The 14,329-nt window shown below is 67.6% G+C and carries 12 protein-coding genes; 3 read left to right on the top strand and 9 right to left on the bottom strand.

Translation table 11 applies throughout. The annotated features are described in order from the left end of the window. The first annotated feature begins 1 nt into the window (after nucleotide 1). The 3 genes from B0293_RS04155 (at nucleotide 2) to B0293_RS04145 (ending at nucleotide 3,572) form a co-directional block, all read left to right on the top strand. A complete protein-coding gene (locus B0293_RS04155) occupies nucleotides 2–1,663 on the top strand; it encodes an FAD-dependent monooxygenase (protein ID WP_039916161.1) in 1,662 nt (553 codons plus the stop codon). Continuing rightward, nucleotides 1,660–2,358: an O-methyltransferase gene (locus B0293_RS04150; RefSeq protein ID WP_005153037.1), complete on the top strand. Its 699-nt coding sequence runs from the start codon at nucleotides 1,660–1,662 to the stop codon at nucleotides 2,356–2,358. The genes B0293_RS04155 and B0293_RS04150 overlap by 4 nt, the downstream gene beginning before the upstream one ends. Nucleotides 2,359–2,480: 122 nt before the next feature. Continuing rightward, nucleotides 2,481–3,572, top strand: coding sequence for a methyltransferase (locus B0293_RS04145; RefSeq protein ID WP_005153030.1), 1,092 nt, complete (start codon nucleotides 2,481–2,483; stop codon nucleotides 3,570–3,572). Between the two features lie 48 nt (nucleotides 3,573–3,620). On the opposite strand, the gene B0293_RS04140 is transcribed toward B0293_RS04145, so the two are convergent. The 9 genes from B0293_RS04140 to B0293_RS04100 form a co-directional block, all read right to left on the bottom strand. Then, nucleotides 3,621–4,430 (bottom strand): ABC transporter ATP-binding protein, encoded by an 810-nt coding sequence (locus B0293_RS04140; RefSeq protein ID WP_005153021.1) that lies wholly within the window; start codon nucleotides 4,428–4,430, stop codon nucleotides 3,621–3,623. Beyond that, nucleotides 4,430–5,527: a FecCD family ABC transporter permease gene (locus tag B0293_RS04135; RefSeq protein WP_005153018.1), complete on the bottom strand. Its 1,098-nt coding sequence runs from the start codon at nucleotides 5,525–5,527 to the stop codon at nucleotides 4,430–4,432. The genes B0293_RS04140 and B0293_RS04135 overlap by 1 nt, the downstream gene beginning before the upstream one ends. A gap of 13 nt (nucleotides 5,528–5,540) precedes the next feature. Beyond that, a complete protein-coding gene (locus B0293_RS04130; RefSeq protein WP_209437253.1) occupies nucleotides 5,541–6,560 on the bottom strand; it encodes an ABC transporter substrate-binding protein in 1,020 nt (339 codons plus the stop codon). A gap of 81 nt (nucleotides 6,561–6,641) precedes the next feature. After that, nucleotides 6,642–7,406: a class I SAM-dependent methyltransferase gene (locus B0293_RS04125; protein WP_005153014.1), complete on the bottom strand. Its 765-nt coding sequence runs from the start codon at nucleotides 7,404–7,406 to the stop codon at nucleotides 6,642–6,644. Nucleotides 7,407–7,417: 11 nt separating this feature from the next. Continuing rightward, a complete protein-coding gene (locus B0293_RS04120; RefSeq protein ID WP_005153012.1) occupies nucleotides 7,418–9,280 on the bottom strand; it encodes an ABC transporter ATP-binding protein in 1,863 nt (620 codons plus the stop codon). Next, nucleotides 9,277–10,989: an ABC transporter ATP-binding protein gene (locus B0293_RS04115; protein WP_158081880.1), complete on the bottom strand. Its 1,713-nt coding sequence runs from the start codon at nucleotides 10,987–10,989 to the stop codon at nucleotides 9,277–9,279. Before B0293_RS04115 ends, B0293_RS04120 begins: the two co-directional genes overlap by 4 nt. 125 nt (nucleotides 10,990–11,114) lie before the next feature. Then, on the bottom strand, nucleotides 11,115–12,203 hold the full coding sequence (locus tag B0293_RS04110) for a PLP-dependent cysteine synthase family protein (protein WP_005153008.1): 1,089 nt from the start codon (nucleotides 12,201–12,203) through the stop codon (nucleotides 11,115–11,117). Beyond that, on the bottom strand, nucleotides 12,200–13,339 hold the full coding sequence (hisC, locus tag B0293_RS04105; protein WP_005153004.1) for a histidinol-phosphate transaminase: 1,140 nt from the start codon (nucleotides 13,337–13,339) through the stop codon (nucleotides 12,200–12,202). Before hisC ends, B0293_RS04110 begins: the two co-directional genes overlap by 4 nt. Beyond that, complete coding sequence (locus B0293_RS04100) at nucleotides 13,336–14,313, bottom strand: ornithine cyclodeaminase (RefSeq protein ID WP_005153002.1); 978 nt, start codon at nucleotides 14,311–14,313, stop codon at nucleotides 13,336–13,338. The genes hisC and B0293_RS04100 overlap by 4 nt, the downstream gene beginning before the upstream one ends. Between the last annotated feature and the right edge of the window lie 16 nt (nucleotides 14,314–14,329).

Here is a 14,329-nt window from a genome sequence, read left to right as displayed (position 1 = left end):
AATGGACACCTACGACTCCGATGTGCTCATCGTCGGCGGTAGCCTGGTCGGCCTGTCGAGCGCGGCCATGCTCCGGCACCACGGGGTGTCGACGATCCTCGTCGAAAGCCACACCGGGATGTCCAAGATCCCGCGCCTGCGGCTGGTCAACGGCCGTTCGATGGAGATCTACCGTTCCCTCGGCCTCGAACCCCTGATCCGGGAGAACCTGTCGAAGCTGGCGCGGTTCAACCAGATGGCCAGGGCGGAAAGCGTGGCAGGCCAAGAGATCGTGCGGACCGATCTCGAAGGGCTCGAAGAATCCTCGCGGTTCAGTCCGACGTCCCACGCCCCCATCGACCAGCACCGGCTCGAACCGATCCTCTATGAGAGCGCGAAGAAAGCGGGCGCGGACCTCCGGTTCGGGACCAGGCTCGTCTCGCTCGGCCGGCACGGCGACGGCGTCGAAGCGACGGTGAGCGATCAGGACGGCCACGTCTCCCGATTGCGCGCGAAATATCTGCTCGCCTGCGACGGCCATCGGAGCACGGTGCGGGACCTGCTCGGAATCGCCAGCAGTGGGCCGGGAACGTTGAAGCGCTACGCGACCATCTCCGCGGACATCGCGATCGACGACCTCATCGGTGACCGCGCGATCGGGGCCTGGTTCCTGGCCAACCCGGCGCAGGGAACCGTGTTGCTCCCCCACGACCGGCCGGGGCGCTGGGTCCTGATGGTGCCGTACTACGACGGCGAACGACAGAACTTCCCCGGGATCACCGGCATCGACGACTTCGACGAAGCGACCTGCGTCGAACTGGTGCGCTCAGCAGTCGGGGCCGGCGATCTGCCCGTCTCCCTCGTTTCCTTGCTCCCGGGCGGGGACCGGTTCGTCGTCGACTGGGATTTCGGGGTTTCGGTGGCGGATTCCTTCCGCTCCGGCCGGGTGTTCCTGCTGGGGGACGCCGCGCATCTCATCCCGCCCTCGGGTGGGTTCGGCGCGAACGTCGGGATCGCCGACGCGCACAATCTCGCGTGGAAACTCGGGCTCGTGGTCGGCGGCGCGGCGCACGACCGGCTGCTGGACAGCTACGAGCGAGAGCGGCGTCCGGTCGCGCGGCTCACCGCCGAGGCCGCCGTCGACCGGATGGACAAGCGAACCTCCGCCGGCGGCGCCGACCCCGGCGTGGCCGGAAACCTCGCCGTCGTGTACGGCCACCACTACCGGTCGGCGGCCGTGCATCCGGAAGAGCCCGGCGTACCGGAACTTCTGGACCCGCGGAACACGGGCGGCCTGCCCGGCACCCGGGCACCGCACCTTCTCGTGCGCCCCGCGAACGGCCCGGTGGAGATGTCCACCGTCGACCTGTTCGGACGTCACTTCGTCCTGCTCGCCGGGTCCCAGGGCGCTGCATGGACCGTCGCGGCGACACAGGTTTCCACCGCCCTCGGCCTTCCGATCCGGACGTACCTGCTGGGGCACGATCTGCACGATCTGGAAGATCGCTGGCTTTCCGCGTCCGGCGCGTCCGAGGGCGGCGCGCTCCTGGTGCGCCCCGACGGTGTCGTCGGCTGGCGCGCCTCGGGCGCCACGGACCATCCCGAGGCCGTGCTCCACGACGTGATGAACACCTTGCTGGCACTGGACAACGCCGCGGCGTTGAGGAATCTGGAGGCTTCATGATCTCGACCGTGCACCGGCCGCAGGTGGAAGCAGTGCTCGCCCGTCTGCGCAAGCGTGAGGACGAGAACGACGCGGAGGGTGTCCGCAAGCTGATCTCCGCAGCGGGTCCGGAGTACGAGAACCGGTTCCGGAACACCTCCCCCGCGACCTTCGCCGACCTGGCCAAGGACATCTCCATGGCCGTGCCGAAGGAGACCGGGGAACTGCTCTACCTGCTGGCTCGGCTGAACCAGGCCAACGGGATCGTCGAGTTCGGCACTTCGTTCGGCATGTCGACGGTCTATCTCGCGGCCGCGGTGCGGGACAACGGCGGCGGCTGGGTCGTCGGCACCGAGCTGAGCGCGGACAAGGTCGCCGACGCGCGCGCGAATGTCGACGAAGCCGGGCTGTCCGACCTCGTCGACATCCGGGCGGGAGACGCGCTGGAAACGCTGCGTGAGCTTCCCGGCACCGTCGACCTCCTGCTGCTCGATGGCTGGCCGTCGCAGAGCCTCCCGTTGCTGCGCCTGCTGGAACCGAAGCTGCGCACGGGCTCGGTCGTCATCACCGACGGGCTACCGGACCCGGAGCACTGCGTCGTCGATCCGTCCACTATGGACGACCTCTACGAATATCTCCGCGACCGGACCAACGGCTACCTGTCGGTGTGCCTTCCGATCCTCGGCGAGGAGATCGAGCTCTCGATCAGGCTCTGACCCGCGGCAGCACCTCACGCACGTCTGGAAGTCCGGAGAACTGGTGCACCGCTCCACAGCGGGGACGGAAACCGTCAGCCAGGACGCCGATTCCCTGGTGAAGATCGGAAGGTAGGAGCCTTATGCACGCACGCACCACATCGGCGCCGGACGCGGCCGGCGAGTCGGAAAGGCCGAAGAACGGCTACCTGGTCAATCCCGTCGTGGAGATGTCCGGGGCGATGATCGCGGCTCAGCTCGCCAATGTCGCGGCCCGCCTCGGCATCGCGGACCTGCTCAAGGACGGGCCGAAGACAGTGGCGGAGGTCGCCGGCGCCACGTCGGCACACGAGCCTTCGCTCCGGCGTGTGCTGCGCGGGATGGCGTGCTACGGGTTGCTTCGGGAGGCCGGGCCCGAGCGGTACGAGCTGACCTCGCTGGGCACGATGTTGCGTTCGGACAGCGCCGATCAGACCCGGTCGCTGGTGATGATGTCCTGTGACGACTCCCAGTGGCAGTCGTGGGGAAACCTTCTGCACACGGTGATGACGGGTGAAACCGGTTTCGACCATGCCTTCGGGATGAACTCCTTCGAGTACTACGCCACACGGCCGGAGGTCGCCGCCGAATTCCACCAGACGATGGCCGAGAACACCCGCGCCATCGTGCCGGGTGTCCTGGCGGCGTACCCGTTCGACGGGTATTCGACCATCGTGGACGTCGGTGGCGGAAGCGGGACACTGCTCAGCGAGATCCTGAAGGCGCTGCCGGACACGAAAGGGGTGCTCTTCGACACCGAGCATGGCATCAGGAAGGCAGGATCCGTTCTGGATTTCGCGGGCGTCGCCGACCGCTGTGCCGTCGTCGCGGGCGACTTCTTCGAAGCCGTTCCCCGCGGCGGTGACCTGTACCTGCTCAAGGACATCGTCCATGACTGGGACGAGGACCGTGTCCGGCGGATCCTCTCCTGCTGTCGTGAGGCATTGCCCGCGCACGGCCGTCTTCTGCTGCTGGAGCAAATGCTTCCCGCGGTGATCGACGAGCGGGCCGGCTTCCGTACGCGGGCCACGATCATGGCCGACCTCACGATGCTGGTCAGCACCGGCGGGCGGGAACGCACCGAAACCGAATTCGCGGACCTCCTGGCGGAAGCCGGATTCACCCTCACCGGAACCTACGCGGTCACGGCGTCGAACTACCACCTCGTCGAGGCACGACCCTCCACTGAGGACTGAACTCACCCCGGTCAACCGGCCCGCGTGCTTCACTGCGCTCTCAGGACATCACCACGGCTCGACGACTTTCCCGGCGGTCGTTTGCCCGGCCGTGGCGGTCAGGTAGGTGACCCGAAGCATGCCTGTGGTGGGTTCACGGTCGATGAGCACCTCGACGCCGTAGACGGACTCGATCAGCTCGGAGGTCAGCACGGTCTCGGGGGTGCCCGCGTCCACCACCTGTCCGTGATCGAGGACGACGATGTGGTCGCAGTAGCGGGCGGCGAGGTTGAGGTCGTGCAGCGCGACGACACAGGTGACGTCCAGTGTTCGCAACAGGTCGAGGAGTTCGAGCTGGTGACGGATGTCGAGGTGGTTCGTGGGTTCGTCGAGCAGGATCTCGCGAGGCTCCTGGGCGAGGGCGCGGGCGAGCTGGGTGCGCTGTTTCTCACCCCCGGAGAGGGTGTGCCAGCTCTGGTGCTGTTTGTCGGCGACGTCGACCCGTTCGAGTACCGAGTCGACGATCTGCCGATCGCGGTCGGTCAACGGGTCGAAGCGACCCCGGAAAGGCGTGCGACCCAGCTCCACGACCTGGCGGACGCTGACGCGGTTGTGCGCGGTCACGTCCTGTTCGACGACGGCGAGCCGCCGGGCGAGCGCGCGGCGGCCGAGGTCGCGCAGGCTGATGTCGTCGTAGTGGACGGTCCCGGTCTCGGGGCCGCGCAATCCGGCGAGCAGGCGCAGCAGCGTGGACTTCCCCGAGCCGTTGGGGCCGAGAAGACCGACGATCTTCCCCTCGTCGGCCACCATCTCGATGTTGTCCAGCAGCCGGTGGCCTTTGACGGACCAGGACAGCTCGGTGGCGGTGATGCGACCCATCAGGCCCCCAGACGCTTCAGGACCAGCGCGAACGCGGGCGCGCCCAGAAGCGCGGTGATGACACCCGCGGGCAACTCGTGCGGCGAGAACGCGGTGCGCGCGAACGTGTCCACCCAGACAAGGAAAATGGCGCCCGCGAACGCGGTCAGGGGCAACAGGGTGCGATGCATCGGGCCGGCCAGGATGCGGACGACGTGCGGGACGAGCAGCCCGATGAAACCGATCGCGCCCGATGCCGCCACGGCGGCCGCCGTGACGACCGAGGTCAGCACCATCAGCCAGATGCGAGCCGCGGTGACGTTGATTCCCAAGGCGGCGGCGGAATCCCAGCCGAAGGTGAAGGCGTCGAGGGCAGGCGCGAAGAACTGGACGGCGACCACCCCGATCACGATGATCACCACGGTGACGGTCACCCCCTCCCACCGGGCGCCCGCGAGGGTGCCGAGGAGCCAGTAGGTGAAGCCGCGAGTGGAGTTCGCGTCCCCGCTGACCATGAGGATGACCGAGGTGACCGCGGCGAAGAACTGGGACACGAGCACGCCGGTGAGCACCACGCGGGCGGGGCTGGCGACGCGGCCCCCGCCGAGCAGGATCAGCAGCGCGGCGAAGGAGACCAGGCCGCCGACGAAAGCACCTGTCGAAAGGGAGATGCTTCCGCCGATCCCCAGCAGGAGGACGGCCACCGCGCCGGTCGAGGCACCGGAGGACACCCCCAGGAGGTAAGGGTCGGCCAGCGAGTTCCTGGTGACCGCTTGCAGCACCGCGCCGCAGACCGCGAGTGCCGTGCCGACGGCGGCGGCCAGCAACACCCTCGGAAAGCGCGACTCCCAGATCAGGGCGTCCAGCAGCTTCGGCAGTGGCGGCGTGGGAGCGATCCCGCCCAGGCCGACATGCCTCATGATCGTGGAGACGACGTCCAGAAGACCCACGTTCGCGCTTCCGAGCAGGGAGGCCGCGACGATCGACACGAGCAGCCCGGCCGTGGCCACCACGAAGAGCGCCACGGTCGAGGCGCGCCGCGGGCGCACCGGCGCTGTCTGGCCACCGGTGACCGGATTCCTGGTGTGCTCGACGATTCTCTTCGAGCTCGTCGTCATGAGAGCCGACCGTTCATCGGAGCTTGTTCAGGCCTTCGACGAGCGCGGGAACCATGTACGCGCTGCCGTAGCCGGGATCCATTTGGGCGCCGGGGATAGTGATGAACCGGTCGGCGACCACCGCGCCGAGTTTGCTGGTCAGCGGGTCCTTCTTGAGCAGGTCGAGCTTCTCCCGCGCGGTGTCGTTGGGTTCGCCCCTGGTCAGGTCGCCCAGGATGATGACGTCGGGATTCCGGGCGGCGACCGTGTCCCAGCTCACCTCGGCCATCTTCGTCGACACGTCGGCGAAGATGTTCTCGACTCCGACCAGATCCGAGACGTGCTGCGGCAGACCGCCGGGACCCGCCGCCCACGGAGTTCCCCCGTACATGGAGTAGAACCACATCACTTTCAAGGGCCTGTCCCGCTTCTTGACGGAGGCGAGCGCCTTGCCGACCACGGCCTCTTGCTCCTTCACCAGCTTCTCCCCCGCGGCGGGCACGTCGAGGATCCTGGCCAGCCGGCGGTACTCCTCGTACAGCATCGGGAAACTCGCACCCGGCACGCTGACGTGCTCGGTGCAGTCGAACTCGGTCACGTAGGTCGGCACGCCCAGCTTGTGCAATTCCTGACGATCCCCGGAGTGCGCCGCGGTGAGAAAGCTCCCGAACGAGCTGTAGACGAAGTCCGGCTGGGCTTCCAGCAGCTTCTCGTGTTTGATGTCCTGCCCATGCGCGGACAGGATCGGGATCTTCTTGTACCGCTCGGCGATCTCGGCCGGGGGGTCGTAGATCTCGTAGCCCGATCCGACGATCCGGTCGTCCACGCCCAAGTGGATGAGGATCTCGGCGGCGGTCTGGTTCAAGGTGACCACTCGCCGCGGTGCGGCGTCGTAGGTCACGTCGGCGCCGCAATTCTTGAGAGCGAACGGGTACGCCGTGGTACCCGAGCCCGCCGCTTTTTCCCGCCCGCCGGCGTCGGAGGCCCCGGCGCACCCCGCGAGCGCGAGCAGGGTCACGGAGGCCAGCGCGGTGATAATAGTTTTCGTTTTCACTAACAAGACCTTAGCAGTCGTCATGCGGGGAGAGAAGACTTGCGGCCGACACCGAAGGAAATCGGTGCGTTTCCCGACCATTCACCCCTGATAGGTAGCGGTCACGTACAGCATGGAGCCCTCCAGCTCCGACGGCGCCAATTCGATGTTGTCGTACATCTCGACGTCTCCGAATCCATGCGACCTCAGGTAGTACTCCAGCTCCATCGGGAAAAAGAGGCGATAGCGCGTCACTTCTTCCTCCGTGCCGCCTCCCGGTAACGACCAGTTCAGCAGCCGGGTGAGGACTTGACGACGTCGATCCACGGTGAACGAAGCCTCGCCCGTCGCCTTGAAATCCTCGCGCTCGATGGAAAAACTGCTCTTCGCCCCCAGCGCGGACAGGTCCCCGATGGGATTGTGCGTACCGAGCACGAGCAGCGCGCCGGGATTCGCATGGACTGCGAACGTCTCCATCACTCTCGCGATGTCCTCGCACGAGTGGACGTTCTCGATCACCCACCCCAGGCAGGTGATCACGTCGAACTTCCGGCCGATCCGGACGTCGCGGACGTCGCCCACTTCGAATCGCATGTCCGGGTATTCGTCGCGAGCGTAGGAGACCATCGCTTCCAGGTAGTCGACGCCGGTGCAGTCATAACCGGCTTCGTTCAGGTAAGCGAGTTTGTAGGCGGTGCCACAGCCGAGATCGAGCACCGGCCCCGGCGGCGTTTTCCCGTTCCGGAGCAGCAACTCGTGACACATCTTCGTGAGACGGATGCCGGTGTCGTCGAACCGATAGATCGAGTCGTACAGTTCCGGGCTACGGTAGAGAAAGCCGGAAGTGTTCGCGGTTACCGAATCCAAAGTCCTCTCCTTCATGGGGTTCGGATACTGCCGGAACCCTGCTCGACGAATCCTTCGAGTTGCGATGCGAGCAGTTCGACGTAGGCACCGTTGAGGGCGACGAGTTCTTCGTGGGTTCCGGTTTCGGCGACACGTCCACCGGAGACGACGACGATCCGGTCGGCGGTCCGGATGGTGGAGAGCCGGTGGGCGATGACCAGGGTGGTGCGGCCGTGCCGGGCTTCGTCCATCGCCTGGGTGACGGCCTGCTCGCTGGCGGCGTCGAGATTCGACACCGCCTCGTCCATGACGAGGATCGGAGCGTCCTTCAGCAGGGCCCGCGCGATCGCGATCCGTTGCCGCTGCCCGCCGGACATGAGCGCGCCGAGTTCGCCCGCGACGGTGTCGTATCCGTCCGGCAGCGTCGTGATGAACTCATGGGCCTGGGCGGCCCGCGCGGCCGCCTCGACCTCCTCGTCGGAGGCGTCGGCACGGCCGAGCCGGATGTTGTCGCGCAGGCTGGTGTTGAACAGGAAGGTGTCCTGTGGCACCAGTGTCATGAGGCGGCGAAGGTCTTCCTGCGGGAAGTCGCGAACGTCGTGTCCGCCCACCGAGACCGATCCCGCGGTGACGTCCCAGAAGCGCAGCAGCAGGTTGGCACAGGTCGACTTGCCCGCACCGGAATGGCCCACCAGCGCGACGGTTTCGCCGGGACGGATCTCGAAGGTGGCCTCGCGCACGGCGGGCCGGAGGTCACTGCGGTAGGCGAAGGTGACGGCGTCGAAGCGGACATGCGGCACGATCGGGCCCGCCGGCGCCTGGCTGACCAGATCCGAGACCGGGGCCGGCGCGTCGAGCAGCGTGTTGATGCGGTCGGCCGAGGAGGCGACAGTGGCCAGCTCGCGTGCGACTTCGGTCACCTTCAGCACCGGCAGCATCGCCATCGCGGCGAGCACGACGGCCACCGGGAAGAGGGCACGATCGAGCTCGCCCGCGACGACGAGCCGTGCGCCCAGGACGAGCACCGCGAGCATGCCCACGAGGGCGATGGTGTCCGTGGCGGCGTACTCGATGCCACTGCGGCGTCCGTGCGCGGACTTCGCCTTGGCCAGCCGGACGCCCTGTTTACGCAGCAGCCCGAGCCGCTGGGCGTGTGCGCCGAAGTTCACCAGCTCGCGCAGACCCTGGAAGGTGTCGGTGCTGTCGGCGCTCATCCGGCTGAGCGAGTCGCGCAGCTCGTTCCCGTGCAGTTCGGCCTGACGCCGCAACCACGCCGGGACCGAGGCGAGCAACAACAGGACCGGGACCAGAACGCAGGCCAGTGACCAGTGGAACCAGCCCAGCGCGACGGTGGTGGCCACCGGAACGGTCGACGCGACGGCCAGCGGGCTGAGGGTGTGCGCGAAGAACAGCTCGATCTGCTCCACGTCGGAGACGGCGGCCGAACCGAGGTCGCCGGAACGACGTTCGAGCATGTAGCCGGGCGAGAGTCGTTCGAAGGCGGCGTACACCTTGGCCCGGGTGTCGGCCAGCGCGCGGAAAGCGGCGACGTGGGCGTAGGTGCTGTCGGCGATGCTCATGAAGACCAGCGGCACGATCAGGCAGCCGAGCGTGATCAGCCAGCCGCCGAGCTGGTCCAGCGAGGCACCCACGGCCGCCCGCGCCACCACGTACGCACCGATACCGGACGAGCCGAGCAGGAGCAGTTGATGCAGCACACCGGCCAGGTAGGCCACCGTGATGAGCCGCCGGTGCTCGCCGAGCAACGGCATCAGGCTCCTCAGCCTGGTGACCAGCGACCGGCCGGACTCCGCCGCGTCGCCCTGTCCGTGTCCGTGTCCGTGTTCGTGTCCGTGGCCGTGTCCGTGCAAATGGGTGTGCGTGTGCGTGCTCATGCCGGCACTCCAGTCTGGGTCGCGACGAGTTCGGCGTAAAGCCCCTTGCGTGCCACGAGATCCGGGTGGCTGCCGGACTCGACGACCCGGCCGGAGTCCATCACCACGATCCGGTCGGCGTCGCGCACCGTGGACAGCCGGTGCGCGATGATGACCGTCGTCCGGCCGCGGGTCAGGTCGCCGAGCGCCTGGGTGATCTCCGCTTCGTTGGCGGCGTCGATGCTCGACGTCGGCTCGTCGAGGACGAGCACGGGAGCGTCCTTGAGCAGGGCACGCGCGATCGCGATGCGCTGACGTTCGCCACCGGACAGTTTGAGGCCGCGTTCGCCGACGATCGTCTCGAAACCCTTCGGCAGGCGGGCGATGAAGTCCCCCGCCTGCGCGGCGGTCACCGCGCGGTCGATCTCCTCATCGGTGGCTTCGGGGTTCGCGAGCAGCAGGTTCTCCCGGACCGTGCCGTGGAAGAGATACGTGTCCTGTGCCACGACGCCGACCAGTGATCGCAGGCCGGCCAGCGGGAACTCGCGGATGTCACGGCCGTCGACGTGGATGGAGCCCGCGTCGGGGTCGAAGTACCGCATCAACAGCCCGAGCACGGTGCTCTTTCCCGCCCCGGAACGGCCCACGATGGCCACCCGCTCGCCCGGCGCGACCACCAGGTCGAACCCGTCCAGTGCCGGCGCGCTCCGGGTCGGGTAGCAGAACCGGAGATCGCGGAACTCCAGGCCGGGCGGGTCCTGCCGCAACACCGAAGCCGTACTCGCGGAGTCCCGCACGTGCGGCTCCAGGCGCAGTACCTCGGCGATCGCCTGGCCGGCCGGGATGGCGTAGTACGCCGAGTGGTAGGCCCCCTCCAAGTCCTGCATGGGCCGGAAGGTCTCGCGGGTCAGCATCAGAATCGTGAACAGTCCCGCGACGCTCACCACGCCGGTGGCCGCGTGCCAGGCGCCCAGGGCCACCGCGGCCGTCGTGCCGATCGGCACCATCAAGGCCGCGACGCTCGAAGTACCGCACCACACCACCATCAGACGGATGGAGTCGCGGCAGAACGCCTCGCCACGCGCGACCAGCTCCCGGCCGCGCCTGCCACTGGCGTTGAACGCCTTGAGCGTCCCCATTCCCTGCACGGCGTCCAGGCTCTCGGAGTACATGCCCCGGTAGGACACCATCCAGCGGCCACCGCGTTCCCTGATCGCCCTTTCCCCGAACAACTTCGACAGCGGCGCCAGCAGCGCGCACACGAGCACGACGAGGCCCACCACCGGGTCGACCGCGATCACGTACACCGAAGCGAGACAGGACCCCAGCACGGACGCCGCCGCGGTGGGGACGAACCGCCCCAGCAGCGGGTCGAGCAGTTCGACCGAATCCACCAGCGTCGACTGCAGATCACCGGTCCGCATCCGCTGCGCCTGGCCGGGCCCGATCTCCATCAGTTTCAGCGTCAGCCCTTCACGCACCGCCTCCTTCACCCGCGCCGACACCCGCGGCGCCCACCAGTCCCGCAGCACGACCAGCAGGACGCGAGCCAGCTGCAACGCGCCGATCACGACCAACGACGTCACCAGGCCACCGGCGTCGACCGACGAAAAGACCCGGAACAACAAATTCGCGATCAGCAAACCCTGACCGACGTACGTCGCCGTCACCAGCAACGTCAACAGCACAAGACCGGCTATCCCCGCCCAGGCCCGCGGACGCAAGCTCACGAACAACCTGATCGTCGACCACATATGGCCGTACCTCCACAAAGTATGGCTTACAAAAAGAATCCGCTGGCCGGGCAGAGATCGCCCTTCATCTCGGTGAGCGCGGCGATCCGGCGTGGAGACGCTTACCTGTGACGCATAGGTTCGGTCCTTTCCCTTTGCCGGTGGGCGGGGAGCGAGGCGACCAACCGGGACTCGTCGGGTGACTTCCTGCTTCCGCCCGCCGTGCGGTGCCGCAGCATCGAGGCGAGCCTGTCGACGACCTGTGCGTCGAACAGACCGTTGTCCGCCATCCACTCGTCGTTGAACACGGTGTCCAGGTACCGCTCACCGCCGTCGCACACCAGCACGACGATGGTGGTCTCGGGACCCACGCTCCGCGCCCGCTCCAAGGCCTTGTAGACCACGCCGCCCGCCGAGCCGCCGATCAGGATGCCGAAGTTCCTCGCCAGATAGCGACAGGTCTCGAAGGCCTCCGAGTCGCTGACCTTGATCCCCTCGTCGATCACGTCGTAGTCGAGAACGTCGCAGATTTCCGAGATTTCCGGCGTCCCGGTGCCGGTCTGGTGGTAAGGCGCCTGTTCCCCGCCGAAGTTGACGGAGCCCACCGGCTCGACTCCGATGATCTTCAGGTCCGGGACGAGTTCCCGCAGGAGACCGCCGGCGCCGCTGAGCGAACCACCGGTGCCGACGGCCCCGTACAAGTAGTCGATGTCCTCGCCCAAGTCGTCGTACAGCTCGAGGGCGAGTGGCCGATAACCGTTGGGATTCCCCTGATTGCTGTCCTGCGCGGTGAGGAACGCGCCCTGCTCGGCCGCGAAGCGACGAGCCCCGGCGTAGCGTTCGGCGGTGGCCAGCCCTTCCTCGTCTCCGGCGATGTTGAGCAACTCGGCGCCGTAGGCGAGCATTCCGCGTAACTTGTCGATGCTGGAGTGGTTGTCCACCACGGCGGTGAACTTGTATCCGCGTTCGGCGGCGATGAGCGCCAAGCCGAGCCCGGTGTTGCCGGAGGTGGCCTCGACCAGCTGCCCACCGGGGGCGAGCAGTCCCTGCTCCTCAGCCTCGTCCACCATGTTCCTGGCCATCCGGATCTTCGCGGTGCCGGTGGGGTTGAACTGCTCCATCTTCAGCAGCACGGTTCCCGCCCCGTCCGCCACCGCCAGCCTGAGCAACGGTGTCCGGCCGATCAGGTCCGACACTCTGTCCTTGATCATCGTGGTCCCTTCGCACAGATCTCCGTCAGACGCTGCACGAAGACGTCGTTGTCTTCGGGGGTCGACAGTGAGGCTCGGATGAAGTTCTCGTACCCGGGCTCCCGCCACGCCTTGACGACGATCCCGGTGCGGTGCAACTCCTGGGCCACCCAGTCGGAGCTGTGGCCCGTGTCGATGAACAGAAAGTTGGCCGAGGACGGCGCCACGCGCAGTCCCTTGTCCCGCAACCGGTTCGCGACCCTGGCGAGCTCCAGTCCGGTCCGGCGCACCGTTTCCGCCAGATGCGCCTGGTCCCCCAGCGCGGCGATGGCGGCGTCCTGCGCCAGTTGATTGACGTTGTAGGGAGTGCGAACCCGGTCGAGCGCCTGGATGAGGGCGGCGTCGGAGGCGACGCCGAACCCCACCCGGATGCCAGCCAGGCCGTAAGCCTTGGAAAAGGTGCGCAACACGATCCACGGCCGGTCCAGCCCGCGCAGGACCGCCAGCCCGTCCGGGTATTCCGGGACGGGGCGGGCGAACTCGCAGTACGCCTCGTCGAGCACCAGCAAGGCCGACTCCGGGGTATCGGCCACGATGCGCTCCAGTTCACCGGCACTGAGCATCGCGCCGGTGGGGTTGCACGGGTTGGCGAGGAAAACGAGTTTCGGGCCCGCCGCCAGCGCGGTGCACCAGGCGGCCGCGTCGAATCCGAACTCCGCGGTGACCGGGACCTTTTCGACCCGCGCGCCCACCATGCGCGGGAAGATCTCGTGCAGGCTGAACCCCGGCGCCTGAGTGGTCACCAGGTCACCCGGGTCGAGTACGGCCTGGCACAACAACTCCAGGATGTTCTCCGAACCGTTGCCGAGCACCACGCGCTCGGCAGACACGTCCAGGCTCTTTCCGATGGCCTCGGCCAGCCGCTTGCCGGTGGGGTCGGGATAGCGCGAGACGCCGTCGGTCAGCCGCAGGCGCATGGCTTCGGCGACCGCGGGAGAGGCACCGAACGGGTTCTCGTTGTTGGACAGTTTGATCACGCGGGCGCCGCTGAGGGCGGCGACCTCGTCCGGGTCGGCGCCCGGATCGTAGGCGGGCAGGTCCGCCACCTCCCGGCGGACCAAGGACGCCGAGGTCGCCGGTTCGAGGACCTGGCTCACCAGAAGCCGACCCTTTCCCCGCGCCCGTCCGCCAGCGCGAGATCGGCGATGTAACGGCCCAGCGCGGCGTCGGTGACCGCCATCCCGCTGTTGTAGGCGAAAACCACGTCGTCGGGATCGCGCCGGGCCTGCGCCCGGCCGAGCAGGATGTCCGGCAGTTCGGCGTCCACCTTGGGCAGGCTGCCGTCCGGGGCACGCAGTTTTCCGCAGGTGACATGCATTTGGGTGGTGTTGGTGGCGATCCGGTAGTCCGCGCCGTGGAACACGTCGTGCACGCCGTATCCGAGCAACACGGAGATCGATCCCGGTTTCACCCAGTCGCGCTGGACCGTCTGCGTCACGGACAAGCCGGACGTGCCGATCAGGATGTCGGCTTCGCTCGCGGCCTTCTCCAGGTCTTCCACGATCTCGACCTCGCGGCCCTCGACACTGTCCTGAACGGCGCGCAAGCCCTCGGGATAGGTGCCGAACACCTGCAGGCGTTCGAGCTCCGGCAGCGCCGCGAGCAGCATCGGCAGGGCGATCTGTCCTTGGACGCCGGTGCCGACGACCAGGGCGTTACGGGCGTCGGGGCAGGCCGCGCGGGCGAACAAGGCGCTCGTGGCCGATGACCGCAACGGCCCGAGCTTCACCACGTCCATCAGCGCGATCGGTGCCCCGGTGGCGTCGTCGGCGATGAAGATGAAGGAGTGGAACCGGTATTCGTCCCGGCGGCGGCTCGGATCGAACTCGTAGACCGCCTTGAAACACACGGTGTCGCTGCTGGCGTCCCTCGCCACCATCGAATAGCTCAGCGAGTGATCGTCCGGATCCTCGATGATCGTCTTCACCGGGCTGTCCGACCCGTTCTCGCGCACCGCGCGGTAAGCCCCCTCCACGACTTCGAGTACCTGCCGGTAGTCGAAGTTCAGCCCCTCTTGTTGCGACTGCGGCAGCAACCACAGCTGCCCAGGCGCGGCGTAGCTCTGTGCCATTCGAGACTTCTCCTTT

It is taken from the genome of Amycolatopsis azurea DSM 43854 (assembly GCF_001995215.1).
GTDB classification, from domain to species: domain Bacteria; phylum Actinomycetota; class Actinomycetes; order Mycobacteriales; family Pseudonocardiaceae; genus Amycolatopsis; species Amycolatopsis azurea.
The sequence above is the reverse complement of the archived record's forward strand: the minus strand, read 5'-3'. Positions and strand labels throughout refer to the sequence as shown.

Excerpts from the sequence above, each read along its gene's own strand:
- B0293_RS04155 (WP_039916161.1), top strand. The coding sequence starts at position 2 with ATGGACACCTACGACTCCGATGTGCTCATCGTCGGCGGTAGCCTGGTC.
- B0293_RS04150 (WP_005153037.1), top strand. The coding sequence starts at position 1,660 with ATGATCTCGACCGTGCACCGGCCGCAGGTGGAAGCAGTGCTCGCCCGT.
- B0293_RS04145 (WP_005153030.1), top strand. The coding sequence starts at position 2,481 with ATGCACGCACGCACCACATCGGCGCCGGACGCGGCCGGCGAGTCGGAA.
- B0293_RS04140 (WP_005153021.1), bottom strand. The coding sequence starts at position 4,430 with ATGGGTCGCATCACCGCCACCGAGCTGTCCTGGTCCGTCAAAGGCCAC.
- B0293_RS04135 (WP_005153018.1), bottom strand. The coding sequence starts at position 5,527 with ATGACGACGAGCTCGAAGAGAATCGTCGAGCACACCAGGAATCCGGTC.
- B0293_RS04120 (WP_005153012.1), bottom strand. The coding sequence starts at position 9,280 with ATGAGCACGCACACGCACACCCATTTGCACGGACACGGCCACGGACAC.
- B0293_RS04110 (WP_005153008.1), bottom strand. The coding sequence starts at position 12,203 with ATGATCAAGGACAGAGTGTCGGACCTGATCGGCCGGACACCGTTGCTC.
- B0293_RS04100 (WP_005153002.1), bottom strand. The coding sequence starts at position 14,313 with ATGGCACAGAGCTACGCCGCGCCTGGGCAGCTGTGGTTGCTGCCGCAG.